At 71.7% G+C, this 26,440-nt stretch carries 22 protein-coding genes; 9 read left to right on the top strand and 13 right to left on the bottom strand.

The window, feature by feature from the left end:
* The first annotated feature begins 148 nt into the window (after nt 1-148).
* The 3 genes from ABZ192_RS17780 (at nt 149) to ABZ192_RS17770 (ending at nt 3,701) form a co-directional block, all read left to right on the top strand.
* Nucleotides 149-2,821, top strand: coding sequence for a LuxR C-terminal-related transcriptional regulator (locus ABZ192_RS17780; RefSeq protein WP_356925404.1), 2,673 nt, complete (start codon nt 149-151; stop codon nt 2,819-2,821).
* 114 nt (nt 2,822-2,935) lie between these two features.
* The gene (locus tag ABZ192_RS17775; protein ID WP_356925403.1) at nt 2,936-3,133 is read left to right on the top strand and encodes a hypothetical protein; all 198 of its coding nucleotides are present in this window, start codon (nt 2,936-2,938) and stop codon (nt 3,131-3,133) included.
* 154 nt (nt 3,134-3,287) lie between these two features.
* The gene (locus ABZ192_RS17770) at nt 3,288-3,701 is read left to right on the top strand and encodes a hypothetical protein (RefSeq protein WP_356925402.1); all 414 of its coding nucleotides are present in this window, start codon (nt 3,288-3,290) and stop codon (nt 3,699-3,701) included.
* A gap of 92 nt (nt 3,702-3,793) precedes the next feature.
* Here ABZ192_RS17770 and ABZ192_RS17765 read toward each other — a convergent pair whose 3' ends face one another.
* The 3 genes from ABZ192_RS17765 to ABZ192_RS17755 all read right to left on the bottom strand — a co-directional run bounded on the left by ABZ192_RS17765 (nt 3,794) and on the right by ABZ192_RS17755 (nt 7,732).
* Nucleotides 3,794-4,525 (bottom strand): ATP-binding cassette domain-containing protein, encoded by a 732-nt coding sequence (locus ABZ192_RS17765; protein WP_356925401.1) that lies wholly within the window; start codon nt 4,523-4,525, stop codon nt 3,794-3,796.
* A 65-nt stretch (nt 4,526-4,590) separates the two neighbouring features.
* Nucleotides 4,591-5,451, bottom strand: coding sequence for an ATP-binding cassette domain-containing protein (locus ABZ192_RS17760; RefSeq protein WP_356925400.1), 861 nt, complete (start codon nt 5,449-5,451; stop codon nt 4,591-4,593).
* Nucleotides 5,452-5,686: 235 nt separating this feature from the next.
* Nucleotides 5,687-7,732, bottom strand: a complete 2,046-nt coding sequence (locus ABZ192_RS17755; protein ID WP_356925399.1) for a SpoIIE family protein phosphatase — start codon at nt 7,730-7,732, stop codon at nt 5,687-5,689.
* A gap of 153 nt (nt 7,733-7,885) precedes the next feature.
* On the opposite strand from ABZ192_RS17755, the gene ABZ192_RS17750 reads away from it, so the two are divergent.
* Nucleotides 7,886-8,716, top strand: a complete 831-nt coding sequence (locus tag ABZ192_RS17750) for an alpha/beta hydrolase (protein WP_356925398.1) — start codon at nt 7,886-7,888, stop codon at nt 8,714-8,716.
* Nucleotides 8,717-8,933: 217 nt separating this feature from the next.
* The gene (locus ABZ192_RS17745; protein WP_356925397.1) at nt 8,934-12,824 is read left to right on the top strand and encodes a glycoside hydrolase family 2 TIM barrel-domain containing protein; all 3,891 of its coding nucleotides are present in this window, start codon (nt 8,934-8,936) and stop codon (nt 12,822-12,824) included.
* A 27-nt stretch (nt 12,825-12,851) separates the two neighbouring features.
* On the opposite strand, the gene ABZ192_RS17740 is transcribed toward ABZ192_RS17745, so the two are convergent.
* Entirely contained in the window at nt 12,852-13,214 is a 363-nt protein-coding gene (locus tag ABZ192_RS17740; RefSeq protein ID WP_086560112.1) for a metalloregulator ArsR/SmtB family transcription factor, read from the bottom strand.
* Between the two features lie 155 nt (nt 13,215-13,369).
* Here ABZ192_RS17740 and ABZ192_RS17735 point away from each other — a divergent pair, with 155 nt between their 5' ends.
* Genes ABZ192_RS17735 through ABZ192_RS17725 form a run of 3 tightly spaced genes read left to right on the top strand, consistent with a single transcriptional unit; the run spans nt 13,370 to nt 16,090 of the window.
* Nucleotides 13,370-14,839 (top strand): DNA-3-methyladenine glycosylase 2 family protein, encoded by a 1,470-nt coding sequence (locus ABZ192_RS17735; RefSeq protein WP_356925501.1) that lies wholly within the window; start codon nt 13,370-13,372, stop codon nt 14,837-14,839.
* Between the two features lie 8 nt (nt 14,840-14,847).
* Nucleotides 14,848-15,330: a methylated-DNA--[protein]-cysteine S-methyltransferase gene (locus ABZ192_RS17730; protein WP_356925396.1), complete on the top strand. Its 483-nt coding sequence runs from the start codon at nt 14,848-14,850 to the stop codon at nt 15,328-15,330.
* A gap of 46 nt (nt 15,331-15,376) precedes the next feature.
* The gene (locus ABZ192_RS17725) at nt 15,377-16,090 is read left to right on the top strand and encodes a VOC family protein (RefSeq protein WP_356925395.1); all 714 of its coding nucleotides are present in this window, start codon (nt 15,377-15,379) and stop codon (nt 16,088-16,090) included.
* Here the strand turns inward: ABZ192_RS17725 and ABZ192_RS17720 are convergent.
* From ABZ192_RS17720 to ABZ192_RS17710, 3 genes are all read right to left on the bottom strand, one after another.
* Nucleotides 16,050-16,805 carry a Sir2 family NAD-dependent protein deacetylase gene (locus ABZ192_RS17720; RefSeq protein ID WP_356925394.1) on the bottom strand — a complete coding sequence of 252 codons (756 nt, stop codon included), beginning with the start codon at nt 16,803-16,805 and terminating at the stop codon, nt 16,050-16,052. The two genes, ABZ192_RS17725 and ABZ192_RS17720, sit on opposite strands and share 41 nt — an antisense overlap.
* Nucleotides 16,806-16,886: 81 nt before the next feature.
* Nucleotides 16,887-17,381, bottom strand: a complete 495-nt coding sequence (locus tag ABZ192_RS17715; protein WP_356925393.1) for an NUDIX hydrolase — start codon at nt 17,379-17,381, stop codon at nt 16,887-16,889.
* Nucleotides 17,382-17,437: 56 nt separating this feature from the next.
* Nucleotides 17,438-18,511 (bottom strand): ADP-ribosylglycohydrolase family protein, encoded by a 1,074-nt coding sequence (locus ABZ192_RS17710; RefSeq protein ID WP_356925392.1) that lies wholly within the window; start codon nt 18,509-18,511, stop codon nt 17,438-17,440.
* A 295-nt stretch (nt 18,512-18,806) separates the two neighbouring features.
* Here ABZ192_RS17710 and ABZ192_RS17705 point away from each other — a divergent pair, with 295 nt between their 5' ends.
* Nucleotides 18,807-19,925 (top strand): glycerate kinase, encoded by a 1,119-nt coding sequence (locus ABZ192_RS17705; RefSeq protein WP_356925500.1) that lies wholly within the window; start codon nt 18,807-18,809, stop codon nt 19,923-19,925.
* A 77-nt stretch (nt 19,926-20,002) separates the two neighbouring features.
* Here the strand turns inward: ABZ192_RS17705 and pssA are convergent, their stop codons facing one another.
* The 6 genes from pssA to ABZ192_RS17675 form a co-directional block, all read right to left on the bottom strand.
* Complete coding sequence (gene pssA, locus ABZ192_RS17700; RefSeq protein ID WP_356925499.1) at nt 20,003-20,785, bottom strand: CDP-diacylglycerol--serine O-phosphatidyltransferase; 783 nt, start codon at nt 20,783-20,785, stop codon at nt 20,003-20,005.
* Between the two features lie 58 nt (nt 20,786-20,843).
* Nucleotides 20,844-21,500 (bottom strand): phosphatidylserine decarboxylase, encoded by a 657-nt coding sequence (locus ABZ192_RS17695; RefSeq protein WP_010038789.1) that lies wholly within the window; start codon nt 21,498-21,500, stop codon nt 20,844-20,846.
* Nucleotides 21,501-21,670: 170 nt separating this feature from the next.
* Nucleotides 21,671-22,876: an acyl-CoA dehydrogenase family protein gene (locus tag ABZ192_RS17690; RefSeq protein ID WP_356925391.1), complete on the bottom strand. Its 1,206-nt coding sequence runs from the start codon at nt 22,874-22,876 to the stop codon at nt 21,671-21,673.
* A gap of 2 nt (nt 22,877-22,878) precedes the next feature.
* On the bottom strand, nt 22,879-23,391 hold the full coding sequence (locus ABZ192_RS17685) for a MaoC family dehydratase (RefSeq protein WP_086845703.1): 513 nt from the start codon (nt 23,389-23,391) through the stop codon (nt 22,879-22,881).
* A 5-nt stretch (nt 23,392-23,396) separates the two neighbouring features.
* A complete protein-coding gene (locus tag ABZ192_RS17680; protein WP_274820852.1) occupies nt 23,397-24,413 on the bottom strand; it encodes a CoA ester lyase in 1,017 nt (338 codons plus the stop codon).
* The gene (locus ABZ192_RS17675) at nt 24,410-26,437 is read right to left on the bottom strand and encodes a protein meaA (protein ID WP_356925390.1); all 2,028 of its coding nucleotides are present in this window, start codon (nt 26,435-26,437) and stop codon (nt 24,410-24,412) included. Before ABZ192_RS17675 ends, ABZ192_RS17680 begins: the two co-directional genes overlap by 4 nt.
* Nucleotides 26,438-26,440 lie beyond the last annotated feature (3 nt).

The following is a 26,440-nucleotide window of genomic DNA, read 5'->3' as shown; positions in this document are numbered from 1 at the left end:
GCCACAGGTGACGGCCGCATCGCCCGCCACGGGTGGTTGCCGGGGGAGCGGCAGGGCCCGGGCCGGTGTGCGTGGGGGAGTGAACACTGAGATCCTGGGGAAACGAGTGCTGCTCATGATCCGGCGCACGGCAGGCAGTGGGAGCCCCATGGCCGCGACCTCGGAGACTGGTGCGGAGCCGGCGTCCACGGGCGTCGACCCCACGGGCGACCCGCTGCTGCGCACCCGGTTCGCCCTGCCGAAGCGGCCCGCCGGCTTCCTGCGCCGGAGCCGCCTGACCGGACACCTCGACCAGGCCCTCATGACCCCCCTGACGATGGTCAACGGGCCGGCCGGTGCGGGAAAGACCCTCCTGGTCGCCGACTGGGCCGCAGGTCTGCGCGAACCGGTCGTCTGGCTCACGGCCGACCCCGGCGACCAGGCTCCCGGGATCTTCTGGGCCTATGTGCTGGAGGCACTGCGCGCCGCCGGCGTACCCGTGGCGGGCCAGGTCGGCTGCCCGGCGGAGGCCGGCCGGGTGGACCGGCGGACGCTCACCCGCCTCGCCGCCGACCTCGAGAGCCGCGACCACACCACCGTCGTCGTGCTCGACGAGTTCGACCGGGTGACCTCACCCGAGATCGCGGAGCAGCTGCAGTTCGTCCTGCACCACGCCGGGCACGGCCTGCGCCTGGTCCTCGTCACCCGCACGGAACCCCTGCTGCCGCTCCACCGCTACCGGGCCGCGGGCGAGATGACGGAGATCCGCGACGCGGAGCTGGCGTTCACCGCCGAGGAGGCCGCGGACCTGCTGTCGCGGCACGGCCTGCACCTGAACCCCAGCGCCGTGAGAGCCCTGGTCGACCGCACCCAGGGATGGGCCGCCGGCCTCAGACTGTGCGCCCTGGCCGCCCGGCAGGTCGCGGACCCCCACCTGTACGTGAAGCAGTTCGAGGCCGACCACAGCGCGGTGGCCGACTTCCTGCTGGCCGAGGTGCTCGACCGGCAGCCGCCCGGCACCCAGGACCTGCTGCTGCGCATCAGCGTCCTGGACCGCTGCTGCCCCGACCTGGTGAACGCGCTGACGCTGCGCACCGACGCCGAGCAGGTCCTGGCCGCGCTGCACCGGGAGAACGCCTTCGTCCAGTACCTCGGCCACTCGTGGTACGGCCTGCACCCGCTGTTCGCCGAGATCCTCCGCGCCCACCTGCGGGAACGCTTCCCCGGACTGGAGCAGCAGTTGCGGGGCCGTGCCGCGCGGTGGCTGCGGCGGTCCGGGGCCCTGCACGAGGCGCTCGTCCAGGGCGCCGCGGCGGACGACTGGGAGTTCACCGCCGATGCCGTGGTCGACGACCTCGCGATCGGGCAGCTGTTCACCGGCCTGCACGCCGAGGACCTGTCCGCCCTGTTCGCGCGGATGAGCCCTGAGGCCACGGGCCCGGCGCCCGACCTCGTCCGTGCCGCCCGCGAGCTGGCCCACCACGACCTCGACCACGGCCTGCCCCACCTGCACCGGGCCGGGCGCGACCTGGCCGGGAACGGCAGCGACAGGGCGCCCGTCCGGCTGGGCCGCGCCCTGCTGGAAGCCCTGGCGGCACGGATGACCGGCGCCCCGGACCGAGCGGAGCGAGCCGCCGACGAGGCCAGGGGCCTCCGGCAGGACGTTCCCGCCCACCTCCTGGAGAACCACCCGGAAGTCACCGCCCTCCTGCTCACCCACCTCGGCTCCGCCCGCCTGTGGGCCGGGCGTTTCGACGACGCCCGCGACGCCCTGTCGGCGGTCGCCGCACACCCCGGCGGAGCGACGATGGCGCTGCCCAGGTGGGAGGCGCTGGGCCACCTCGCGCTGATCGACCACCTGAACGGCCGGCCCGGCCCGGCGGAGCACAAGGCCCTGGCGGCGGCCGGCCAGGCCGAGCGCTACAGCCTGCCCCCGCAGTCGGGGGCCGGCCTCGCCCCGCTGGTCCTGGCCGCCGTCCTGATCGACCGCGACGAACTCGACGACGCCCAGGCGCTCCTGGACGCGGCGGCCGTCTCCCGGCCGCTCGGCGACGACCCGGTGACTCAGGCCGGCCGGACCCTCACCCGGGGGCGACTGCTCCTCGCCCGCGGGGACGCCCGGGCCGCGCTGGCGGCGGCGGACGCGTCCGTCCCGGCAGCGGTGAGCTCCCCCTGGGTGGAGGATCACGCGGCCCTGCTCGCGTCCGCCGCCCACCTGGCCCGGGGGCATCCCGAAGCGGCCCGGGCGGTCGTGGAGCGCGTGGCGCACCACGGGACGGCCTGCGCGGTAGAGGCGGCGCGCGCCCGGCTCGCGGCGGGGCATGTCGAGGGGGCACTCGACATGATCGACAGCCTGCCGGAGGACGACCGGCCCGGCCCGGCGGTGGCCGTCCGGGCCACACTGGTGCGCGCCCAGGCCTCCCACGAGACAGGCGATCCCGTCACCGCCCGCCGCCTCGTCGCCCGGGCCCTGCTGGACGGCCGGCGCGGGCACCTGCGCCGCCCCTTCCTGGAAGCCGGTCCCTGGCTCCGCCCCCTGCTGAGCACCGGCCGGTGCCGGGAACTGGCCGGCGGCTGGCTCCTTCCCCGCCCCGGCCGCCCCCACGACCCCGGGCCCGGCGCGCCGGACCGGCAGCCGGCACTCGCCGTCGAGGAACTCAGCGCACGCGAGCGTGACGTGCTGCGGCTCCTCGCCGAGATGAGGTCGACGGAGGAGATCGCCGCCGGCCTGCACGTGTCCGTGAACACGGTGAAGACCCACCTCAAGAGCATCTACCGCAAGCTCGCGGTCGGCCGCCGCGGCGACGCGGTCCGCCGCGCCCGCGAACGGCGGTTGCTGTGACGGCCGCCGTGAGGTTCACCTGCGCCGGGTGACGCCGTGCGGCGCGCCGGGGCGGAGCATCGCCGGAGAAGGGCGTGCCCCCTCCGCTCCAGGCCGTCCGCGGGAGAGCAGTTCATGCGCTACGAGATCCGTGTCGACGGACATATGTCGGAGACGCTGGCCAAGGTCTTCCCGGAGCTGGACCACGTGCTGATGTCCGGCCAGACGGTCCTGTACGGCCCCGTCGTCGACGAGGCCCATCTGTACGGGCTGCTGACCCGCTTCCAGGCGCTCGGACTCAGGGTCGTGGAGATGCGTCAGCTGCCGGAGTGAGCCGGGCTCACCCGGTGGCCGTACGGATCACCCGCCGCGGGTGAGGCGGCCCCGTGCCGCACGCGGGCACGCTGGGGGCGGCACGGGACGGCTGCCGGGCAACGACTCCTTGAGCGGCTGGTCCCGCCGGACCCGACAGAAACGAGGCAGCAGGATGACCGCGACACACCCCACGCACGGGCGCACCGCGCAACGCGGCTTCGCCGTCGGACTGATGGTCTTCGGTGCCGTCATGCTCATGGTCGCCGGGATCCTGGGCATCCTGCGCGGCATCGCGGCGATCGCCGAGGACGACGTGTTCCTCTCGACGCCCAACTACGTGTTCGAGTTCGACCTCACCGGCTGGGGCTGGGTCCATCTGATCCTCGGCGTGGCCGCCGTGATCGTGAGCATGGGGCTGTTCCAGACGTCGACGTGGGCGCGGGTCGCCGGCGTGGGCATCGCCAGCCTCGTGATCATCGCCAACTTCCTCTCCCTGCCGTCCTACCCGGTCTGGTCGGTCGTGATGATCGCGATGTCCGGGTTCATCGTCTGGGCGCTGTGCACCGTGCGGAAGGACGAGATCTGAGATCCGGTCCGCGCCACGCGGCCCGGTGCGTCCGAGCGGGCGGCTGAGCCTGCCCGGACGCACCGGTCGGACGCGTCGTGCGCGGCGCCCCGTCAGAGTGCTGTCGCACCCGCCCCCTGGCCCGCCGGGCGGCGCAGCGCCAGCGCGAGGTGCGGCCAGTCGGCGGTGTCGCGCCGCATCCGGCGGTCGTGCGTCGCCAGGACGACGGCCGCCTCCGTGCCGCGCAGCGCTTCGGTGAGCTCGTCGACCAGGGCGATGGACAGGTGGTTGGTGGGCCCGTCCAGCAGCAGGACGTGCGGGCGGGCGGCCAGCGCCAGGGCCAGGTCGAGGCGCCGCTGCTGTCCCGTCGACAGCTCGGCCACCGGCTTGCCGGCGTCGCGCGCGGTGAGCAGACCCGGCGAGCCGAGCCCCACGACCTCGCCTTCCTTCAGGACGCCGGCCGTGACCAGGCGCGCGGTGTGCGCCTCGTAGACGTCATGCGCCCGCCGGTGCGTGGCACGCGGCGACTCCTGCCCGAGCAGACGCAGCCGCACCTCGCGGGCCCGGTGCACCCGGCCAGTGTCCGGGTCGAGCCGGCCGGCCAGGACGGACAGGAGCGTGGACTTGCCCGCGCCGTTCGGGCCGGTGACGGCCAGCCTGCCGCCGGACGTCACCGACAGGCTCGTCGCCTGGTGCAGCCGCCCGTCGACCGTCACCTCCTCCGTACGCAGCAGGACGACGCCCGGCCGGGCGGGCAGGCCAGGCATCGAGAACCGCTGCGGCGGCACGGGCGCGGTCACCTGGTGCCGGTCCAGGTCGTCCTGGCGCCGGTGGACGGAGCGCACCAGGGCACCGGCGCGGGTGGCGCGCTGGTGCTTGCCGGTGCCCTTGGGCGGTCGCCAGCCGGTGCTCAGCCGGTTCTGCGCCTCCGACAGGGCCTGCTGGAGACGTGCTCGGTCCGCTGCTGCTCGTACTCCTCCTCCCAGCGCACCAGTTCGGCCTCGCGGCCCTCCCGGTACCCGGCGTATCCGCCGCCGTACACGCCGGGCCGGCCGTCGCGGGTCGGGTCGAGGTCGAGGATCGTGGTGGCCACGTCCGCGAGCAGCGCCCGGTCGTGGCTGACCACCACGACAGCGCCGGCGTGTGCGCGCAGCCTGGCGGTGAGGTACTCCAGCCCGTCCAGGTCCAGGTGGTTGGTGGGTTCGTCCAGGAGCAGGAAGTCGTGCTCGGCGCCCAGCAGGCAGGCCAGCCGGATCCGGTAGCGCTGGCCGACAGCGCGGCCAGGGGACGGGCACGGTCGCGCACCGCGCCCAGCCCGTCCAGGGCCACGTCCACCCGGCGGTCGGCGTCCCAGGCGTCCAGCGTCCGCGCCGCCTCCAGGGCGTCGGCATGGGCCTGTTCGGCACCGGGCCGTTCCGCCGCGAGGGCTTGAGCGGCGGCGTCCAGATCCCGCAGGGCGGCCCGGGCGTCGGCCAGGTACTCGTCGATGAAGTCGCCGACCGTGCGTTCGTCCTCGGACCGGCCTCTCCTGCTCGGCCAGGGCGCGGGTGCCCACGCGGTGCACGGTCCCCTCGTCCGGGGTCAGCAGGCCGGCCAGGACGTGCAACAGGGTCGACTTGCCGCGTCCGTTCTCGCCGACGACGCCCCAGCGCGCACCGGGGGACACCTTCATCTCGACGTCGTGCAGCACGGTGCGGCCACCGCGGGCGACACGGAGGCCGGTACAGGTCAGCTGGGCCCGGTCGCGGGCAGGCAGAACAAGGGTGGTCACGTTCTCTTCCTCGTAAAGGAGGCACACTTCACCCCCGGGTCGGGGCGGGGATGCGAGCGGGCCTTCGGATCCGACGGACGGCCGGCCCGGGACAGGGCGGGCCGTGGGCGACGTCGTGGCTCCCGGCGCCTCGGCCCGTGGTCGTCAGGGCATGCGAGGGGCGGAGCCGATGGCCCGGATCACAGGTAGAGAACGTAACTCCCGCACACATGCTAACAGTTGCCGCCGAGCGCGCTCAGGAACGGGCGCGGACCAGCAGCAGCGCGACGTCGTCGTCGGGCTCCGGGCTCAACGCGCCCAGGAGGCCGTCGCTGGCCCGTTGGAGGCTGGGCCCCGCGTTCTCCAGGAGGCGGGTCAGCAGGGTGAGGCCGGTGTCGATCGGCTCCCCGCGGTTCTCGACCAGCCCGTCGGTGTACAGGGCGAGCAGGGAGCCCGGCGCGAACTCCAGCTCCACGGTGCCGAACTCCACGCCGCCCACCCCCAGCGGCACCCCGCCGGGCACGTCGACGAGCTTCGCGCCGCCGTCCGCCCCGGCGAGTACCGGCGGCAGATGACCGGCGCTGGACAGCGAGCAGACGCCCGCCCGCAGGTCGCACACCGCGTACACGCACGTGGCGATCGCGTCGCCGAGCGAGCCGGCGATGTCGTCGAGGTGCCGCAGCAATTCGGCGGGGGGCAGGTCCAGCCGGGCCAGGGCCCGCGTCGCCGTGCTCAGCTGCCCCATGATCGCCGCGGCCTGGACGCCCTTGCCCATGACGTCGCCCACCACGAGCCCGGTGCGTCCCGGGCCCAGCGGCAGCACGTCGTACCAGTCGCCGCCGACCTCGCTGAGCGCCGGGCGGTAGCGGGCGGCGATGTCGAGCCCCTCCTGCTCGGCGGGAGTGGCCGGGAGCAGACTGCGCTGGAGCGTCAGGGCCGTGCCGCGTTCCCGGCCGTAGAGGCGGGCGTTGTCGATGCAGATCGCGGCGCGCGCGGCGAGTTCCGAGGCCAGCGCCTGGTCCCGGTCGTCGAACGGGCGTTCGTCGATCGTGCGGTAGAGGGTGAGGGTGCCGAGCACCTTGCCCCGGGCCACCAGCGGCACCGCCAGGTAGGAGTGCGCGCCGGCCTCGTGCAGCGTCCGGGCGGCCCGCGCGTCCCGGGCGATGCGCCGCATCATCTTCGGATCCACGCGCTCGACCAGGACCGGGCGGGCCCTGCGGACGCACTGCGTGATGATCCGTGACGAGGCGTAGGTCGCCAGCTCGCCGACCGGGTCGGCGGCGTGGATGGCGTCGGTCGGGTAGCCCGCCGCGACGGCCAGCGCCCGGAACTCCGCGGGCGCGCCGCCCGTCACCGGCACGATGGTGCCGCGGGCCACGACGGACTCCAGGACGTCCACGGCGGCCAGGTCCGCGAGGTGCGACACCACCACGTCGGCCAGCTCCCGGGCGGTCTGCTGAAGGTCGAGCGTGGTGCCGATCCGCACCCCGGCCTCGGCGATCACCGACAGGTGCTGGCGTGCCTGCGCGACCTCGGCCGCGGCCTGCTGCCGTTCGGTCACGTCCAGCACGGCCATCGCGAGCCCGAGGACCCGGCCGTGGGTGTCCTCGATACGGTGGTACGACTCCGAGTAGGCACGGTCGTGTTCGTCCGCCGCCGTACGGCCGATGGTCTGCTGGTCGAGCAGCGGCCTGCCGGTCTTGAGGACGTGCCGCATCCGGCCCTCGATCGCCTCGACGTCCAGGCCCGGCAGCACCTCGCCGAGCCGCCGGCCCAGCAAGGCCTCCTCGGGCACCCCGTTGATCCGCTCCAGCGCGGGGTTGACCCCGACCCAGCGCAGGTCGTTGTCGAAGACGGCGATGCCGAGCGGGGTCTGGTTGACCAGGCTGTGCGAGAGGGCGAGGTCCCGCTCCACCTTCCGTACGGTCGTCGCGTCCGTGGCGAGTCCCAGCAGGTGGGGCCTGCCCTCGCTGTCGAGGAGCCGCATCGTGCGGAACTCCACGGCGCGTTCCGTGCCGTCGCGGTGCCGCAGCGGGAAGACACCGGCCCAGCGGTCCCCCGCTCTGACCTGGGCGAACAGCTCCCTGCCCCGGGTGCGGTCCTCGGGCGCGACGAGGAGTGTGTCGGCGCGCTGCCGCAGGGCCTCGTCGGCGGTGTAGCCGAGCAACTGCTCGATCTCGGGGCTCCACAGGGCGATGTGCCCGCCGTCGTCCAGGACCACGGCCGCGACCTTCAGCAGGTCCAGCAGCCCACCGGGCGCGGCCGTGACGGCGTCCCGGTCCGAGGGCGCATACCCGTTCATGCGAGCCGCTCCTTCCGGCGCGGCAAAAGGTCCGGCCAAGATCCGTTGCGCAGGCTGTCCGATGAGGTCACATTACGGTCGCAGGAGCGGCACTGTCGCGCCGAAATGACAAATAACCGCCGGTCGATGCACACAGGAAGAGGGAGCGGGATCTTGGCTGACTGGACGTTGCGGGAGAGCCTGGCCACCACGTCGGGGACCGTGCGCTGGGACCGGTTCGGAGAGCCCGGCGGCGAGCCGGTCGTGCTGCTGCACGGGACGCCCTTCTCCTCCTACGTGTGGCACGAGATCGCTCCGGCGCTCGCCGCCGGCGGACACCTCGTGCACGTGTGGGACATGGCGGGCTACGGCACGTCCGACATGCACCCGGACCAGGTCGTCTCCCTGGGGGCCCAGGGCCGGATCTTCACCGAGCTGCTCGCGCACTGGGGGCTTCAGGAGCCGTCCGTCGTCGCACACGACTTCGGCGGATGCGTGGCCCTGCGCGCCCATCTGCTGCACGGGGCCCGCTACCGGCGGCTCGCGCTGGTCGACCCGGTGGCCCTGGAACCCTGGGGTTCTCCCTTCTTCCGGTTGGTCGGGGAGCACAGCCACGTCTTCACGCTCTTGCCGCCGGCGCTGCACGAGGCGCTGGTGCGCGAGTACGTCACGTCCGCGAGCCACCTCGGCCTGCGGCCCGCCGCGCTGGACGCGCTCGTGCGGCCCTGGACGGGGGAGCGGGGCCAGGCCGCCTTCTACCGCCAGATCGCGCAGGCCGACCAGCGCTACACCGACGACATCCAGCCGCTGTATCCCACGCTCGACCTGCCGGTGACGGTCTGCTGGGGGACCGAGGACACCTGGATCCCCTTCGCCAAGGGCCAGGAGCTGGCCGCCCTCATTCCGGGCGCGCGGCTGGTGCCCGTCCCGGAGTCCGGCCACCTCGTCCCGCTGGACGCCCCCGCCCGGCTGACGAGCGAAGTGCTCACCTTCCTCGGAGGCTGAGGGCACCTGACGAGAGAGAACCATCAGGACCGCACAAAGTCCGACGGGGTCATTGCTTCGGTTGTGTTCGAGTCCTAGGGTGTGCCTGCTCAGCAGTTGCTCCGTCACCGTCAGTTGCACGAGTCCCAACAGAAACACCCAGCAAGGGAGTTGGGGACCGCAACGGACGTGCCCTCAGTCCGTGCAGCACCCTGTCGAACCGAGGAAGGCCACGGTCATGCCGCACCCGCTTCCGTCCCCCGCCGACCGGCCCGTCGTCAGCCGTCGCCGCCTGCTCGAAGGGAGCGCCGCCGTGCTCGGCGCGCTCGCCCTGTCCGCGTCGCCCGCCGTCGCGCACGCGGCCGGCCGGCGCCCGGCGGCGGACGGCCCGCCGGAGTGGAACGACGGCCTGGCCGTGTACCGCGTGGGCACCGAGCCGCCGCACACCACGCTCATGCCGTACGCGGACGTCGAGCAGGCGCTGGACGGCGACCGCACCCGCTCGCCGTACCGGCTGAGCCTCGACGGCAAGTGGAAGTTCGCCTACACCGACCGCCCCGACGACCGGGACACCGACTTCTACCGCACCGACGTCGACGACTCCGGCTGGGACACCATCCCCGTGCCGTCCGCCTGGCAGCTGCACGGTTACGACTTCCCCATCTACGTCAACATCACCTACCCCTGGTGGGGACCCAACGGCGGCGGCGAGGACGCCCAGCCGCCGGCCGCCCCCACCCGCTACAACCCCGTCGGCCAGTACCGCCGTACGTTCACCGTCCCCCGGAACTGGTCGGGCCGCCGCACCTTCCTGCACTTCGAGGGTGTCAAGTCCGCCCACTACGTGTGGATCAACGGCGAACTGGTGGGCTACCACGAGGACTCCTACACCTCCGCCGAGTACGACATCACCCGCCACCTCAAGCCGGGCACCAACCAGATCGCCGTCGAGGTGTACCGCTACTCGGACGCGGAGTGGCTGGAGGACCAGGACATGATCCGGCTGAGCGGCATCTTCCGCTCGGTCCACCTGTACTCCACCCCGAACGTCCACCTGCGCGACTTCAAACTGGACACCCCGCTCGGCGACGACTACACCTCCGCCGAACTCAAGGTCACCGCGCACGTCCGCGACTACGGCGGCAAGGGCGCGGGCCGCTACACGGTCGAGACGCAGCTGTACGACGCGCGCGGCCACGCGGTCTGGTCGCGGCCCCTGAACCAGCCCGTCGACGTCCCGGACGGCGACGAGGCCACCGCCGAGGCGTCGAGAGCCGTCCCCTCGCCGAAGCTCTGGTCGGCCGAGCACCCGAACCTCTACACCGCCGTGCTGCGACTGCGCGACCCGTCCGGCAAGGTCGTCGAGACCCTCTCGCACCGGGTCGGCTTCCGCGAGTTCGCGCTCAAGGACGGTCTGATGCGCATCAACGGCAAGCCGGTCTCCTTCCGCGGCACCAACCGGCACGAGATGCACCCGGAAACCGGCTCGGCGCTCACCCGGGCGCAGATGATCGAGGACATCGAGATCATCAAGCGGCTCAACATCAACAGCGTCCGCACCTCGCACTACCCCAACAACCCGCTGTGGCTGGAACTCGCCGACGAGTACGGCCTGTACCTCGTGGGCGAGACCAACCTCGAAACCCACGGCATCCGCGACAGGTTCCCCGGCAGCGGCCACCCCGAGTGGACCGAGGCGTGCGTGGTCCGCGCCCAGAACATGGTCCACCGCGACAAGAACCACGCCTCGGTGGTCATCTGGTCCCTCGGCAACGAGGCGGGCGGCGGCACGACGTTCAACGCCATGTACGACTGGATCCGCTCCTACGACCCCACCCGCGTCATCCAGTACGAGGGCGACGACCGCCCGGGCATCAGCGACATCCGCTCCGAGATGTACGACAGCCCGCAGCGGGTCGAACAGCGCGCCAAGGACACGAACGACACCCGCCCGTACGTGATGATCGAGTACTCGCACGGGATGGGGAACTCCAACGGCAACTTCAAGAAGTACTGGGACATCGTCCGCCGCTACGACGTCCTCCAGGGTGGCTGGATCTGGGACTTCGTCGACCAGGCCCTGAGCTGGCCCACCCCCACCCGCAAGCTGCTGACCGAGTCCGGCCCGGGCGCGCTGCGCGGCGAGATCATGGCGCCCGCCGGCACCTTCGACCGCGCCAAGGGCGTCTCCGGCGGCACGGTCTTCCCCCGCGACCCCGGTCTGGACCTCACCGGCTCCCTCACGCTGGAGGCCTGGGTCACCCCGCACGTGACCGGCGGGCACCAGCCCCTCCTCGCCAAGGGCGACACCCAGTACGCCCTCAAGCAGACCGACAAGAACCTGGAGTTCTTCATCCACGGCGGCGGTCAGTGGGTCACCGCGAGCTGGGCGCTGCCCGACGGCTGGACGGGCAAGGAGCATCACGTCGCCGGTGTCTTCGACGCCGACGCGGGGACGCTCACCCTGTACGTCGACGGCCAGGTGCGCGGCACCCGGACCACCACCCGGCGCCCCTCCGACAACACCGCGTCCCTGTCCCTCGCCACCGACATCGACAACCCGACCCGGGAGTTCAGCGGCACCATCCGGCGGGCCCGTGTGTACGCCCGCGCGCTGAGCGCCGCCGAGCTGGCCTCGGACAGCCGCGGCCCGGACGACGAGGGCGTGCGCTTCTGGTTCGACGCCGCCACCGTCGGCTTCAGCGAGAAGCGCCCGCGTGACAAGACCTTCTACGCCTACGGCGGCGACTGGGGCGACAACCCCAACGACGGCGCCTTCGCCGGTGACGGCATCATCACCGCCGACCGCGGCCTCACCGGCAAGTCCGCCGAGGTCAAGCAGATCTACCAGGCGATCAACGCCGCCCCGGCCTCCGGCGGCCCCGGCGCCGTCACCCTCACCAACGAGTACCTCTTCACCAACGTCCGTGAGTTCGACGGCCGTTGGTCCCTCATCGCCGACGGCAAGGTCGTCCAGCGCGGCCGGCTGACCCGCGACCAGCTGAACATCGCGCCGCTGACGAGCAAGGACATCAAGGTGCCGGTGCGGCTGCCGGCCAAGCCCGAACCGGGCACGGAGTACTTCCTCCAGCTCTCCTTCACCACCAAGGAGCCCACCAAGTGGGCGAAGTCCGGCTTCGAGGTGGCCAAGCAGCAGCTCGCCCTCGACACGGACAGCCCGGCCGTGACGCCCCTGCCGCTGCGCAGCGTCCCCGCCCTGCGGTACACCGACCGGGACGAGACCGTCACCGTCAAGGGCAAGGGCTTCTCGGTCACCGTCGACAAGAGCACCGGCACCATCACCTCGTACGAGGCGGGCGGCACCCGGCTCATCACCTCCGGCCCCGTCCCGAACTTCTGGCGGGCGCCCACCGACAACGACCGGGGCAACGGCCACCACACCCGCAACCAGACGTGGCGCGACGCGGGAGCCAGGCGGAAGGTGGCGGACGTACGGGTCCGGCCCCTGGACGACCGGGCCGTCGAGGTCACGTTCACCGGCACGCTGCCCACCGGCACGGAGTCCACGTACAGCACCACGTACACGGTCTTCGGCAACGGCGAGATCAAGGTCGACAACACCCTGCACCCGGGGGCGTCGAACCTGCCGTACATCCCCGAGGTCGGCACCCTGCTGTTCCTGCCCCGCCGCCTGGACCGGCTGCACTACTACGGCCGGGGCCCGGAGGAGAACATGTGGGACCGCAACAACGCCACCGACGTGGGCCTGTACTCCGGCACCGTCTCCGGCCAGTGGACCTCTTACCTGCGCCCCCAGGAGAACGGCAACAAGACCGACGTCCGCTGGGCCGCGCTGACCGACGGCAGCGGACGCGGACTGCTCGTCTGCGGTGAGCCGCTGGTGGAGGTCAACGCCTCGCACGTCACCCCTGAGGACCTGTCGGTCGGCGCCCGCCACGACTACCAGCTCGACCCCAGGGACGCGGTGGTCCTCCGGGTCAACCACCGTCAGATGGGCGTGGGCGGCGACAACAGCTGGGGCGCCCACACCCACGACGAGTTCAAGCTCCTCGCCAACCGCGACTACGCCTACACCTACCGGCTGCGTCCCCTGACGCGCGTGAGCGAGGCGATGGCGGTGTCGAGGAGGCCGACGGCCACCGAATAGCCGGAATGGTGCGACAGCGGCGCCGCCTCAGTCGGCGGCGTCGCTGAGGCCCAGGCGCAGATGCTCCACGTGGTAGACGGCCTGGTCGAGCAGCTCGGCGACATGGTGGTCGTGCAGCGCGTAGACGACGGAACGGCCCTGCCGCTCACCGACGACCAGGCCCAGATTGCGCAGCAGCCGCAGCTGGTGCGAGCAGGCCGACTGCTCCATGCCCACCTCGGCGGCCAACTCGGTGGCCGGCAGCGGGCCTTCCCGCAGGCGCGCGAGGATCAGCAGCCGGGAGGGTGTGGACAGGGCCTGGAGCGTGGTGGCGACCTTCGCGACGTTGTCCGCGTCCAGGCGTACGCGCTCGGCGGCGTCCTGCGCGGGGATGACGGCTCCATGACCCATGACGTCATCGTACCGGTCGTCCACGAACACATGAATGGATATTCATCCCTACTGGCTCCGGTGGTCCGGGCAGGGCGCCGTCCGGGCACGTCGATGTCGGATTCTCGCCAGCCTGGTCCCGTCCGGTGCCGGATGCTGGACGCATGCAGATGGGGATGCACACCGACACCGAGCGCTGCGTGCGCGCCGTCCAGTCCAAGGACGCCCGGTTCGACGGATGGTTCTTCACGGCCGTCCTGACGACCGGCATCTACTGCCGTCCCAGTTGCCCGGTCGTGCCGCCCAAGCCGCAGAACATGGTCTTCCACCCGAGCGCGGCGGCCTGCCAGCAGGCCGGGTTCCGGGCCTGCAAGCGCTGCCGGCCCGACACCAGCCCCGGCTCCCCGGAGTGGAACCAGCGCGCCGACCTCGTGGCCCGCGCCATGCGGCTGATCGCCGACGGTGTCGTGGACCGCGAGGGCGTGCCCGGCCTGGCCGCCCGGCTCGGCTACAGCACCCGGCAGGTCGAGCGCCAGCTGCTCGCCGAACTGGGCGCGGGCCCGCTCGCGCTCGCCCGCGCCCAGCGCGCCCAGACGGCCCGGCTGCTCATCGAGACGACGGCCCTGCCGATGGCGCAGATCGCCTTCGCCGCCGGCTTCGCCTCGATCCGCACCTTCAACGACACCGTCCGTGAGGTCTTCGCCCTCTCCCCGAGCGAGCTGCGCGCCCACGCCCCGAAGCGGCAGGGCGCGAGCACTCCCGGCGCGCTGTCCCTGCGACTGCCGTTCCGTACCCCGCTCAACCCCGACAACCTCTTCGGCCACCTCGCCGCCACGGCCGTACCCGGGGTGGAGGAGTGGCGCGACGGCTCCTACCGGCGCACGCTCCGCCTGCCCTTCGGCCACGGCATCGTGTCGTTGACCCCCACACCCGACCACATCGCCTGCCGCCTCACCCTCAGCGACCTGCGCGATCTGACCGTCGCGATCAGCCGCTGCCGCCGCCTGCTCGACCTGGACGCCGACCCGGTCGCGATCGACGACCAGCTGCGCACGGACCCGGTCCTGGCGCCGCTGGTCGACAAGGCGCCCGGCCGGCGCGTCCCGCGCACGGTGGACGAGGCGGAGTTCGCGGTCCGGGCCGTGCTCGGCCAGCAGGTCTCCACCGCCGCCGCCCGCACCCACGCGGGCCGCCTGGTCACCGCGCACGGCGAACCGGTCGACGACCCCGAGGGCGGCCTCACCCACCTCTTCCCGGCCCCCGAGGCCCTCGCGGCGCTCGACCCGCAGACCCTGGCGATGCCCCGCACCCGCCGCACGACCTTCACCGACCTCGTCCGCCGCCTCGCCGACGGCGACCTCCACCTGGGCGTGGAGAGCGACTGGCCGCAGGCCCGTGCCCAGCTCCTGGCCCTGCCCGGGTTCGGCCCCTGGACGGCCGACGTCATCGCCATGCGCGCCCTCGGCGACCCCGACGCCTTCCTCCCCACCGACCTCGGCATCCGCCGTGCCGCCGAGGAACTCGGCCTGCCCTCCACGCCCGCCGCGCTCACCGCCCGCGCGGCGGCCTGGCGCCCCTGGCGGGCCTACGCCGTCCAGTACCTCTGGGCGACCGACAGTCACCCCATCAACTTCCTACCGGTATAAGGACGTTCATGAAGCACCACACCGTGACCGACAGCCCCTACGGCCCCCTCACCCTCGTCGCCGACGACGGCGTCCTGTGCGGCCTCTACATGACCGACCAGCGCCACCGCCCCCCGGAGGAGACCTTCGGCCCGCGCGACGACACCCTCTTCGCCGAGACGGAGGAACAACTGAAGGCCTACTTCGCGGGCGAACTCAAGGAGTTCACGGTCGAACTCCGCCTGACCGGCACCCCGTTCCAGTGCCGCGTCTGGGAGCAGCTGCGCCGCATCCCCTATGGCGAGACCCGTACCTACGGCCAACTCGCCGACGCCCTCGGCACCCCCACGGCCTCCCGCGCGGTCGGCCTCGCCAACGGCCGCAACCCCATCGGCATCATCGTCCCCTGTCACCGCGTGATCGGCGCGAACGGCGGCCTCACGGGATACGGGGGCGGGCTGGAACGCAAGCAGCGCCTGCTGGACTTCGAAAGGGGTGCCGCGCTCTTTTAGGCATCACCCAGGCGCCCAGTTGGTCAAATTTGACTAGAGTGGGTTCATGCCGGAGAAGACGATCCCGATCCTGCCGTGCCAGACCCTCCCGCCCCTCCTCGACTTCTACACCGCCCTCGGCTTCGAGGTGACGTACCAGCAGCGCAGCCCCAACCCGTACGCGGTCGTCGAACACGGCGGCATCGAGCTGCAGTTCTTCGCGATGAAGCACTACGAGCCGACCGGCTCGATCAGCACCTGCTACGTCCTGACCGACGACGTCGACGGCCTGTACCAGGCGTTCCGGGCCGGGCTCAAGGCGGCGTACGGCAGGATTCCCACCCGGGGCCTGCCGCGGGTCGGACCGCTCAAGGACATGTCGTACGGCGTGCGGCAGTTCCTCATGACCGACCCGGGCGGCAACTGCATCCGGGTCGGGCAGCGCACGGGCGGGGAGCGGCACCACGGGCCGGCCCCCGAGGAGACCTTCGCGCGGGCCCTGCACCACGCGTCCCTCCTGGCGGACTCCAAGGGGGACGCGGCGGGCGCCGCCAAGGTCGTCGACCGGGTCCTGCGTCTGCCGGACGAGGCGCCGACGCCCGTACAACTGCTCCAGCTCCTCGTCCTGCGCGCGGACACGGCGGGGCGGCTCGGCGACGAGGAGACGGCGGCGGCCGCCCTCGCCCGGGCCGCCGCGCTCGACCTCACCGAAGCCGAACGCGACCAGGCCGGCGACACGCTCACGCGCCTGGAGGACCTGCTGGCCGCGACTCGGCCGTGAGACCGCGCAACAGCTCGGGCAGCGCCGTGCCGATGGGCTCGCGGACGATCTCGTCGGCGCGGTAGTCGTACGGCGTCGGCTCGGCGTTGACGATGACGAGGCGGGCGCCGTGGTCGGCGGCGACACCGGCGAGGCCGGCCGCGGGCTGGACCTGGAGGCTCGTACCGACGGCGACGAACACCTGGCAGGCCTTGCTGATGGCGGCCGCCTCGCCGAGGACGACGGGGTCGAGCCGCTCGCCGAACATCACCGTCGCCGACTTCAGGACACCGCCGCACTCCAGGCACGGCGGGTCGTCCTCACCGGCCTCGACCCGTGCGAGCGCGTCCTCCATCGAGCCGCGGGCGTGGCAGCCGGTGCAGACGACACTCCGGGCCGTGCCGTGCAGTTCGAGGACCTTGCGGTCGGGCATCCCGGCGCGCTGGTGCAGCCCGTCCACGTTCTGCGTGATCACCCGGACGGGCACCCCGGACCGCTCCAGTTCGGCCACCGCCCGGTGCGCCGCGTTGGGCTCCGCCTGCAGGGCCCGGCTCTCACGCCGCATCTGCCAGGACCGGCGGCGGATCTCCGGGTCGGCCATGTAGTACTCGTACGTGACGAGCTTCTCGGCCTCCGGGTCCCGCCGCCAGAGCCCGTTCGGCCCGCGGTAGTCCGGGATCCCGGAGTCCGTGCTGATACCGGCGCCGGTGAGGAGCGCGACGAGGGGCTTGGCCATGGCACCGAGGGTAGGCCGGGCCGTACGACAGCGGCGAGCGGTTATCGAACAGGACGCCGGTGGGTGAACGGCCGGATCCGGTCAGGACACCCGGTGCCCGTTCTCCAGTTCCGCCGTGCCCGAGCCGCCCGCCAGGACGTCCAGGGCGGCCAGGACGCGGCGGCCGAGGGCGCCGGGCAGATACTCGGGCAGCTCCTCGCGCGGGACCAGCCGCCAGGACAGCAGTTCCTCCTCCTGGAGCCGGATCGCCTTGAACTCGTCCTCGCCGAGCACCCCGCCGTCGTACAGGTACGCCACCAGGGGTGGACGCCCCGTGCCGTCCACCCAGTCCACCGCCAGCAGCCGGCCGAGCTCACGGTCCAGCCCGATCTCCTCCGCCGTCTCGCGTCGCGCGCCCTGCCGCGGGGTCTCGCCGTCGTCGGACTCGATCGTGCCGCCGGGCAGCGTCCAGCCCTCCCGGTAGTTGGGCTCGACGAGCAGCACCCGGCCCTCCCCGTCCCGGAACAGCGCGGCGGCGCCGGCCAGGACGCGGGGCAGGGACGCGATATAGGCGGCGAAGTCAGAAGAGGAGGTCATTGGGGCAGGGTAACCATCCGATGAGGGCTCGGCCGCGGATGGCCGGTCCGACCCGGTCACGCCCGTTGCACCGCCAGCCGCAGCGTCCGCTCCGCCAGCTCGCTGATCCGCACCCCGTCGAAGCCGAACACCGCGCTGCGGACCGTGTCCTCCAGCGGGACCGTCCACTGCTCCGGAATGGCCGCGGCCCCGCCGAACACACCCGCCACCGATCCCGCCGTCGCCCCGTTGGAGTCGGTGTCCAGGCCGCCGCGGACGGTCAGGGCGATGGTGCGGGTGAAGTCGCCGTCGCCGTAGAGCAGGCCCGCGGTGAGCACGGCGGCGTTCGGGACCGTGTGGATCCAGCCCATCCCGGCCGTCTCCTCGGTGAGCGTGGTGAGCGTGTCCTCCCAGGACATCCGGGTGTCGTGCAGGGAGACCACCCGGCGCACCGTGCGGGCCAGGCGGCTGCTCGCCGGGATCAGGGCCAGGGCCTCGTCGATCGCGTGCCGCACGGTGGGCGCCGTGAACGCCGCCGCGATCAGCGCCGCCGCCCACATCGCCCCGTACACCCCGTTGCCGGTGTGCGACAGCACCGCGTCCCGCCGGGCCAGCGAGGCGGCCCGGCGCGGCAGGCCCGGGCAGGTCCAGCCGTAGATGTCGGCCCTGATCAGCGCCCCGATCCACTCCTGGTACGGGTTGTCGTACGTCGCCGTCAGCGGCGGCTTCAGCCCGTTGGCGAGGTTGCGGTACGCGGCCCGCTCGGCGGTGAACGTCTGGAGGTACGGCAGCCGCAGCAGCCACAGGTCGCCGACCTGCTCGGTGCTGAAGCCGAAGCCGTGGGTCTCCAGCAGGTCCAGGCCGAGGATCGCGTAGTCGACGTCGTCGTCACGGCAACTGCCGTGGATGCGGCCGCGCACGCACTGGCGCCATTCGGGGCGCAGCTCGAAGCCGTCGTGTTCGCTGATCGGCTCGGGGAGGTAGTCGGTCAGCGGCAGGGCGGCGGCCTGACGCAGGTAGCGGTCGATGCGGTCGCGGGTCCAGACCTCGCCCTGCTCGACCGGTTTGCCGAGCATGTTGCCCGCGATGCGGCCCTGCCAGCCGCCGAGGATGCGGTTGGTCAGGTCTGTCCGGGGGTGCGCTGAGGGCATGGTTATGGTCTACCCGTTTTCGGCGCGCCGAGGGGCGGGGGACTGCGGTGTGTTCGCGGCTGCCGGTGCGTTGTGGCTGCTCGCGCCCGCGCGGCGGCAGCCGCATGTATGGCACAGCCCCGCGCCCCTGAGCAGGGCACCTCTTGGTCCACGGGATGGGCACAGGCTGACGACGGGGGCGTCCTGCGGTTAAGGTCGCTGCGGCGCGACTGGCCTTGACGTGCGTGAGGGCCCGGAGAGCAAGGGAGTGCAAGTGGCGGACGCTGCAGTGAGCGATACCCGGAAGGCGCGGCGGGTGCTCGTCGCCGCGGACAAGTTCAAGGGGTCGCTGACGGCCGTGGAGGTCGCCGAGCGGGTGACGGCCGGGCTGCGCCGGGCCGTACCGGACGTCGAGGTCGAGGCGCTGCCCGTGGCCGACGGCGGCGACGGAACCGTGGCCGCGGCGGTCGCGGCCGGGTTCGAGCGCCGGGAGGTGCGGGTCGCCGGTCCGCTCGGCGACGAGGTGACGGCGGCGTTCGCGCTGCGCGAGCACACCGCGGTCGTGGAGATGGCCGAGGCGAGCGGACTCCAGCGGCTGCCCGCCGGGGTCTTCGCACCGCTCACGGCCTCCACGTACGGCTCCGGCGAACTGCTGCGGGCCGCGCTGGACGCGGGCGCCCGCACGATCGTCTTCGGCGTCGGCGGCAGCGCCACCACGGACGGCGGCGCCGGGATGCTGTCCGCGCTGGGCGCGCGCTTCCTGGACGGGCAGGGCGAGCCGGTACCCCCGGGCGGCGGCGGCCTCGCCGAGCTGGCCACCGCCGACCTGTCCGGCCTCGACCCCCGCCTCACCGAGATCGAACTGGTCCTCGCGAGCGACGTGGACAACCCGCTGACGGGCCCGAAGGGCGCGCCCGCGGTCTACGGCCCGCAGAAGGGCGCCTCACCGGACGACGTGGCGGCCCTGGACGCCGCCCTCGCGCACTTCGCGAAGGTGCTGGAGGAGTCGGCCGGACCGAAGGCCGCCGCGTACGCCGCCTCGCCGGGCGCGGGCGCGGCGGGCGGCATCGGCTACGGCGCCCTGCTGCTCGGCGCCCGCTTCCGCCCCGGCATCGAGGTCATGCTCGACGTCCTGGGCTTCGCCCCCGCCCTGGACCGCGCCGGTCTGGTGATCACCGGCGAGGGCTCCCTCGACGAACAGACCCTCCACGGCAAGGCCCCGGCGGGCGTCGCCGCGGCGGCCCGTGCGGCGGGCAAGGAGGTCGTCGCGGTCTGCGGCCGCCTCGCCCTGCCCCCGGAGGTCCTGGGCCGGGCCGGTTTCCGCCGGGTCTACCCCCTGACGGACGCCGAACCGGACGTGGCGAAGTGCATCGCCGAGGCGGGCCCGATCCTGGAACGGGTCGCGGAGCGGATCGGGCGGGACTTCCTGACCTGACCCGGACGGCTCCCGTCGCCGCAGGCACGAAGAAGGCCCCGAGCTCTCAGCTCGGGGCCTTCTTCGTCGTACGGTCGCTACGGAAGCTGCGCCGCCCGCGCCTCGCGGCGATTGTCACGGAAGTTGTTCACCCGTCGGGCCGTCGCGAACAGCGGGATCACCGCCCCCATGACCAGCTGCAGCGCGCATCCCGTCTGCAGCAGCAGCTGTCCGCTCGGCGCGTCGAAGGCCCAGGCCGCCATCATGCCCATGCCCACCACGATCCACGACAGCATCGCCACGGCGAGCCGCCCCCGCGGCTTCGGGTACTCGACCCGGCTCACCATGAGCCACGCCGTACCCAGGATCGCCAGCAGCGTCGCCACGAACGGCAGCTCCAGCAGCACGATCGACACGACCGTCAGCGCGCCGAACGGTGACGGCATGCCCTGGAACGTGCCGTCCTTCACCGTGACGCACGAGAATCTCGCGAGCCGCAGCACCACCGCCAAGAGCACGACGATCGCCCCGACCGCCGCCACCCGCTGGTACGCGCCGTCCGCCACCATGCCGTACACGAGGACGAAGTACGCCGGCGCCAGACCGAAGCTGATCAGGTCGGAGAGGTTGTCCAGCTCGGCGCCCATGGGCGAGGAGCGCAGCTTGCGCGCCACCAGGCCGTCGAACAGGTCGAAGACCGCCGCGCACAGCATCAGGATGACCGCCGTGGCCGCGCTGTTGCGCGCCATGCCGGTCTCCTGGCTGCCGGTGAGGTCCGGGATCAGGATGCCGGTGGTGGTGAAGTACACCGCCATGAAGCCGCACGTGGCGTTGCCGAGCGTCAGGGTGTCCGCTATCGACAGGCGAAGAGAGAGGGGCATCTCCTCTTCTTCGTCGACCTCGTCGGCCTCCGGGACCCAGCCGGCCTTGGTGTCGGGATCAATCACGGTCAATGCGAGTCACCCCAGCCACGGTCTTCTGCCCCACCTCGACCGCGACCTCCACACCCTCGGGCAGGTAGAGGTCGACCCGCGAGCCGAAGCGGATCAGGCCGATCCGCTCGCCCTGCTCGACCTTGGTGCCCTGGGGCACGTAGGGAACGATGCGGCGGGCGACCGCGCCGGCGATCTGGATCATCTCGATGTCGCCGAGCTCGGTGTCGAAGTGCCAGACGACACGCTCGTTGTTCTCGCTCTCCTTGTTGAAGGCGGGAACGAAGCCACCGGGCACGTGCTCGACCGACGTCACCGTGCCGGCCAGCGGCGCGCGGTTGACGTGGACGTTGAGCGGGCTCATGAAGATCGCGACGCGAGTGCGGCCGTCCTTCCACGGCATGATGCTCTGCACCACACCGTCGGCGGGCGAGATGACCCGGCCCTGGGTGATCTCGCGCTCGGGGTCGCGGAAGAACCACAGCATCCCCGCCGCGAGCGCGGTGGCGGGAACGGCGACGGCCTTGGCGGCGCCGGAACGACGGGCGCGGGCCAGGCTGAGGGCTGCGGTGGCGACGGTCGGAAGGAGCCACGGCGATGCTCCGCGCGCGAGGCGTACGCCGGCCCGGCTGTCGCGAGGTGCAGAGGTTTGGCTGTGGGGCATGGATGACCTTCGTAGCGGATGATGCCGCACTCTGACGGGGGACGGCGGCTTTCCGGCGATCGTAGCGGCTCGGGGCCCTAACTGGGTAAGCCAGGCAGCCGAGTCGGCCGCCGAAGAGTGCTGACGGGGTGTGATCTTCTTCTCCAAGAAAACACCCCGTATCCGGACATCTAGCCCTGGAATCGATACTCCTCGAGCAGCCGCCTGCCGATGATCATTTTCTGGATCTCGGCGGTACCTTCACCGATCAGCAGCATCGGTGCCTCACGATAGAGGCGCTCGATCTCGTACTCCTTGGAGAAGCCGTAGCCGCCGTGGATCCGGAAGGCGTCCTCCACGACCTCTTTGCAGTATTCGGAAGCGAGATACTTCGCCATACCGGCTTCAAGGTCGTTTCGTTCCCCGGAGTCCTTTTTGCGAGCTGCGTTCACCATCATCGCATGCGCGGCCTCGACCTTGGTAGCCATCTCCGCCAGCTTGAACTGGATCGCCTGGTGCTGGGCGATCGGCTTCCCGAAGGTGTGACGCTGCTGCGCGTACTGGACGCCGAGTTCGAACGCACGCTGAGCGACGCCACAGCCACGCGCCGCCACGTTCACGCGGCCGACCTCGACGCCGTCCATCATCTGGTAGAAACCACGGCCGGTGACCCCGCCGAGCACGCGATCGGCAGGAATCCGCAGGCCATCCATGATGAGTTCGGTGGTGTCGACGCCCTTGTACCCCATCTTGTCGATCTTGCCGGGGATGGTGAGGCCGGGCCGGACCTCGCCGAAGCCGGGCTCCTTCTCGACGAGGAAGGTCGTCATCGACTTGTGGGGCGCGGTGCCCTCGGGGTGACCTTCGTCACTTCGCACCAGAACGGCCACCAGAGACGACGTTCCGCCGTTGGTCAGCCACATCTTCTGGCCGTTCAGGACGTACTCGTCGCCGTCCTTCACCGCCTTCGACGTGATCGCCGACACGTCCGAGCCGAGGCCCGGCTCCGACATCGAGAAGGCGCCGCGGATGTCGCCGGCCGCCATCCTCGGCAGGAAGTGGTCCTTCTGCTCCTGCGTGCCGTGCTGCTTGAGCATGTACGCCACGATGAAGTGCGTGTTGATGATGCCGGACACCGACATCCACCCACGGGCGATCTCCTCCACGCACAGCGCGTACGTCAGGAGCGACTCGCCCAGACCCCCGTACTCCTCGGGGATCATCAGGCCGAACAGGCCCAACTCCTTCAGCCCGTCGACGATCTGCTGCGGGTACTCGTCGCGGTGCTCCAGCTCGGTCGCGACCGGGATGATCTCCTTGTCCACGAAGTCCCGGACGGTGGACAGGATCTCCTGCTGGATGTCCGTCAGACCGGCGGTCTGGGCGAGTCGCGCCATGGCTACTTCTCCTGCTCCTTGAGCTCGGGGCGGCCCGGCTGCTCGCCGCCGCGCTCCTTGATGTACGTCTCGGTCGGCACCATGACCTTGCGGCGGAACACGCAGACCAGCGTGCCGTCCTGCTTGTAGCCCTTGGTCTCGACGTGGACGATGCCGCGGTCGTTCTTGGACTTCGACGGCCACTTGTCGAGCACGGTCGTCTGGCCGTAGATGGTGTCGCCGTGGAAGGTCGGCGCCACGTGCTTGAGCGACTCGATCTCCAGGTTGGCGATCGCCTTGCCGGAGATGTCCGGCACGGACATGCCGAGCAGGAGCGAATAGATGTAGTTCCCGACGACGACGTTCCTGCCGAAGTCCGTCGTCTTCTCCGCATAGTTCGTGTCCATGTGGAGCGGGTGGTGGTTCATGGTGAGGAGACAGAACAGGTGGTCGTCGTACTCCGTGACCGTCTTGCCCGGCCAGTGCTTGTACGTCGCCCCGACCTCGAACTCCTCGTAGGTGCGTCCGAACTGCATCGCGCTCACGCCTCCGGGATCTCGAACTTGCTGGTGCGCTGCATGCCGGCGGCGCGTCCCTTGCCCGCGATGACCAGGGCCATCTTGCGGCTGGCCTCGTCGATCATCTCGTCGCCGAGCATCGCCGAGCCCTTCTTGCCGCCCGCCTCGGACGTGTAGTAGTCGTACGCGTCCAGGATCAGCTCGGCGTGGTCGTAGTCCTCCTGGGACGGCGAGAAGATCTCGTTGGACGCCTCGACCTGGCCCGGGTGCAGCACCCACTTGCCGTCGAAGCCGAGCGCGGCGGCGCGCTGGGCGACCTCGCGGTAGCCGTCGATGTTGCGGATCTGGAGGTAGGGGCCGTCGATCGCCTGGAGGTTGTTGGCGCGGGCGGCCATCAGGATCTTCATCAGGATGTAGTGGTAGGCGTCCGCCGGGTAGCCGGGCGGCTGCTCGCCCACGACCAGCGACTTCATGTTGATGGACGCCATGAAGTCGGCCGGGCCGAAGATGATCGTCTCGACGCGCTGGGAGGCCTGCGCGATCTCGTTGACGTTGTTCAGGCCCTGGGCGTTCTCGATCTGCGCCTCGATGCCGATCTTGCCGACCTCGAAGCCCATGGTCTTCTCGATCTGGGTCAGCAGCAGGTCCAGCGCGACGATCTGCTGGGCGTCCTGCACCTTCGGCAGCATGATGCAGTCGAGGTTCTGGCCGGCGCCCTCGACCACCGTCACGACGTCGCGGTACGTCCACTCGGTCGTCCAGTCGTTGACGCGCACGACCCGCGTCTTGCCCGTCCAGTCACCCTCGTTGAGGAACTTGACGATGGTGTGCCGCGCCTCGGGCTTGGCGAGCGGGGCGCACGCGTCCTCCAGGTCGAGGAAGACCTGGTCGGCGGGGAGGCCCTGCGCCTTCTCCAGGAAGCGGGGGTTCGAGCCCGGTACCGCCAGGCAGGAACGCCGGGGGCGAAGGCGGTTGATCGAGGGATGCGCGGCGGAGCCGCCCGTTGAAAGGGTGGTGGTGGGCGACGGGTGGGCGGTCATGCGGAGACCTCCAGGGGGTCGAGCTTGTTCGCTTTCCGGATCTCGTCCACGATGCGGCCGATGATTCCGGTGATGTCGAAGTCCTTCGGGGTGAAGACCGCGGCCACTCCGGCTGCCCTGAGCTGCTCGGCATCCCCGTTCGGGATGATGCCACCGGCGATCACCGGGATGTCTGTGGCACCGGCCACACGCAGCCGTTCGAGCACGTCCGGCACCAGCTGGGCGTGCGAGCCGGACAGGATGGACAGGCCGACCGCGTGCACGTCCTCGGCGAGGGCCGCGTCCACGATCTGCTCGGGCGTCAGCCTGATGCCCTGGTAGACCACCTCGAAGCCGGCGTCACGCGCGCGCACCGCGATCTGCTCGGCGCCGTTGGAGTGCCCGTCCAGGCCTGGCTTGCCGACCAGGAAGCGCAGCTTGCCTACGCCCAGGTCCTTGGCCGTCAGATCCACCTTGCGGCGCACGAGGGCCAGCGTGCTGCCCTCCTCGGCGGGGACGGCCACCGGCGCCGAGGAGACACCCGTGGGCGCCCGGAACTCGCCGAACACCTCGCGCAGGGCCCCGGCCCACTCGCCGGTCGTGACCCCGGCGCGGGCGCACTCCAGGGTGGCCTCCATGAGATTCTCGGTGCCCCGGGCGGCCTCCTTCAGCCGCTCCAGCGCCTTGCAGGGCCGCGGGTGGTTGAAGGGAGGCTGGTAGCGGCTGTCGCGCCAGGCCTGGAGCGCGGCGATGACGCGGGCCTCGACCTCCGGGTCGACCGTCTGGATCGCGGTGTCCAGGTCGGCGGTCAGCGGGTTCGGCTCGGTGCCCTCGAAGGCGTTGACACCGATGATCTTCTCCTGGCCGGACTCGATCCGGCCCCGGCGCTCCGCGTGCGAGGCGACCAGCTGCGACTTGAGGTAGCCGGACTCGACGGCCGCCATCGCGCCGCCCATCTCCTGGATGCGGTCGATCTCCGCCAGCGAGGCCTCGACCAGTTCGTCCACCTTCGTCTCGATGACCTTCGAGCCCTCGAAGATGTCGTCGTACTCCAGCAGATCGCTCTCGTAGGCCAGCACCTGCTGGATGCGCAGCGACCACTGCTGGTCCCAGGGGCGGGGCAGGCCGAGCGCCTCGTTCCATGCGGGGAGCTGCACGGCACGCGCGCGTGCGTCCTTGGAGAGCGTCACGGCCAGCATCTCCAGGACGATCCGCTGGACGTTGTTCTCCGGCTGTGCCTCCGTCAGGCCCAGGGAGTTGACCTGGACGCCGTAGCGGAAGCGGCGGTGCTTGGGGTTCTCGATGCCGTACCGCTCGCGGGTGATCCTGTCCCAGATGCGGCCGAACGCCCGCATCTTGCACATCTCCTCGATGAAGCGCACGCCCGCGTTCACGAAGAAGGAGATCCGGCCGACGACGTCGCCCATGCGCTCCTCGGGCACCTGCCCGGAGTCGCGCACGGCGTCGAGGACGGCGATCGCGGTGGACATCGCGTACGCGATCTCCTGGACCGGCGTGGCGCCCGCCTCCTGCAGGTGGTAGCTGCAGATGTTGATCGGGTTCCACTTCGGGATGTGGGAGACCGTGTACGCGATCATGTCCGTCGTCAGGCGGAGGGAGGGGCCCGGGGGGAAGACGTGCGTCCCCCGGGACAAGTACTCCTTGACGATGTCGTTCTGGGTCGTGCCCTGGAGCTTGGTGATGTCCGCACCCTGCTCCTCGGCGACGACCTGGTAGAGCGCCAGCAGCCACATGGCCGTGGCGTTGATGGTCATCGAGGTGTTCATCTGCTCCAAGGGGATGCCCTGGAACAGCCGGCGCATGTCACCGACGTGCCCGATGGGCACGCCGACCCGGCCGACCTCGCCGCGGGCGAGGATGTGGTCGGAGTCGTAGCCGGTCTGTGTCGGCAGGTCGAACGCCACCGACAGACCCGTCTGGCCCTTGGCGAGGTTGCGCCGGTACAGCTCGTTGGACGCCTCGGCCGTGGAGTGACCGGCGTAGGTCCGCATGAGCCACGGACGGTCCTTCTGACGCTCTGTCATCCA

Origin of the sequence: Streptomyces sp. NPDC006235 (assembly GCF_040613735.1) — a bacterium.
Classification (GTDB): Bacteria; Actinomycetota; Actinomycetes; order Streptomycetales; family Streptomycetaceae; genus Streptomyces.
The sequence above is the reverse complement of the archived record's forward strand: the minus strand, read 5'-3'. Positions and strand labels throughout refer to the sequence as shown.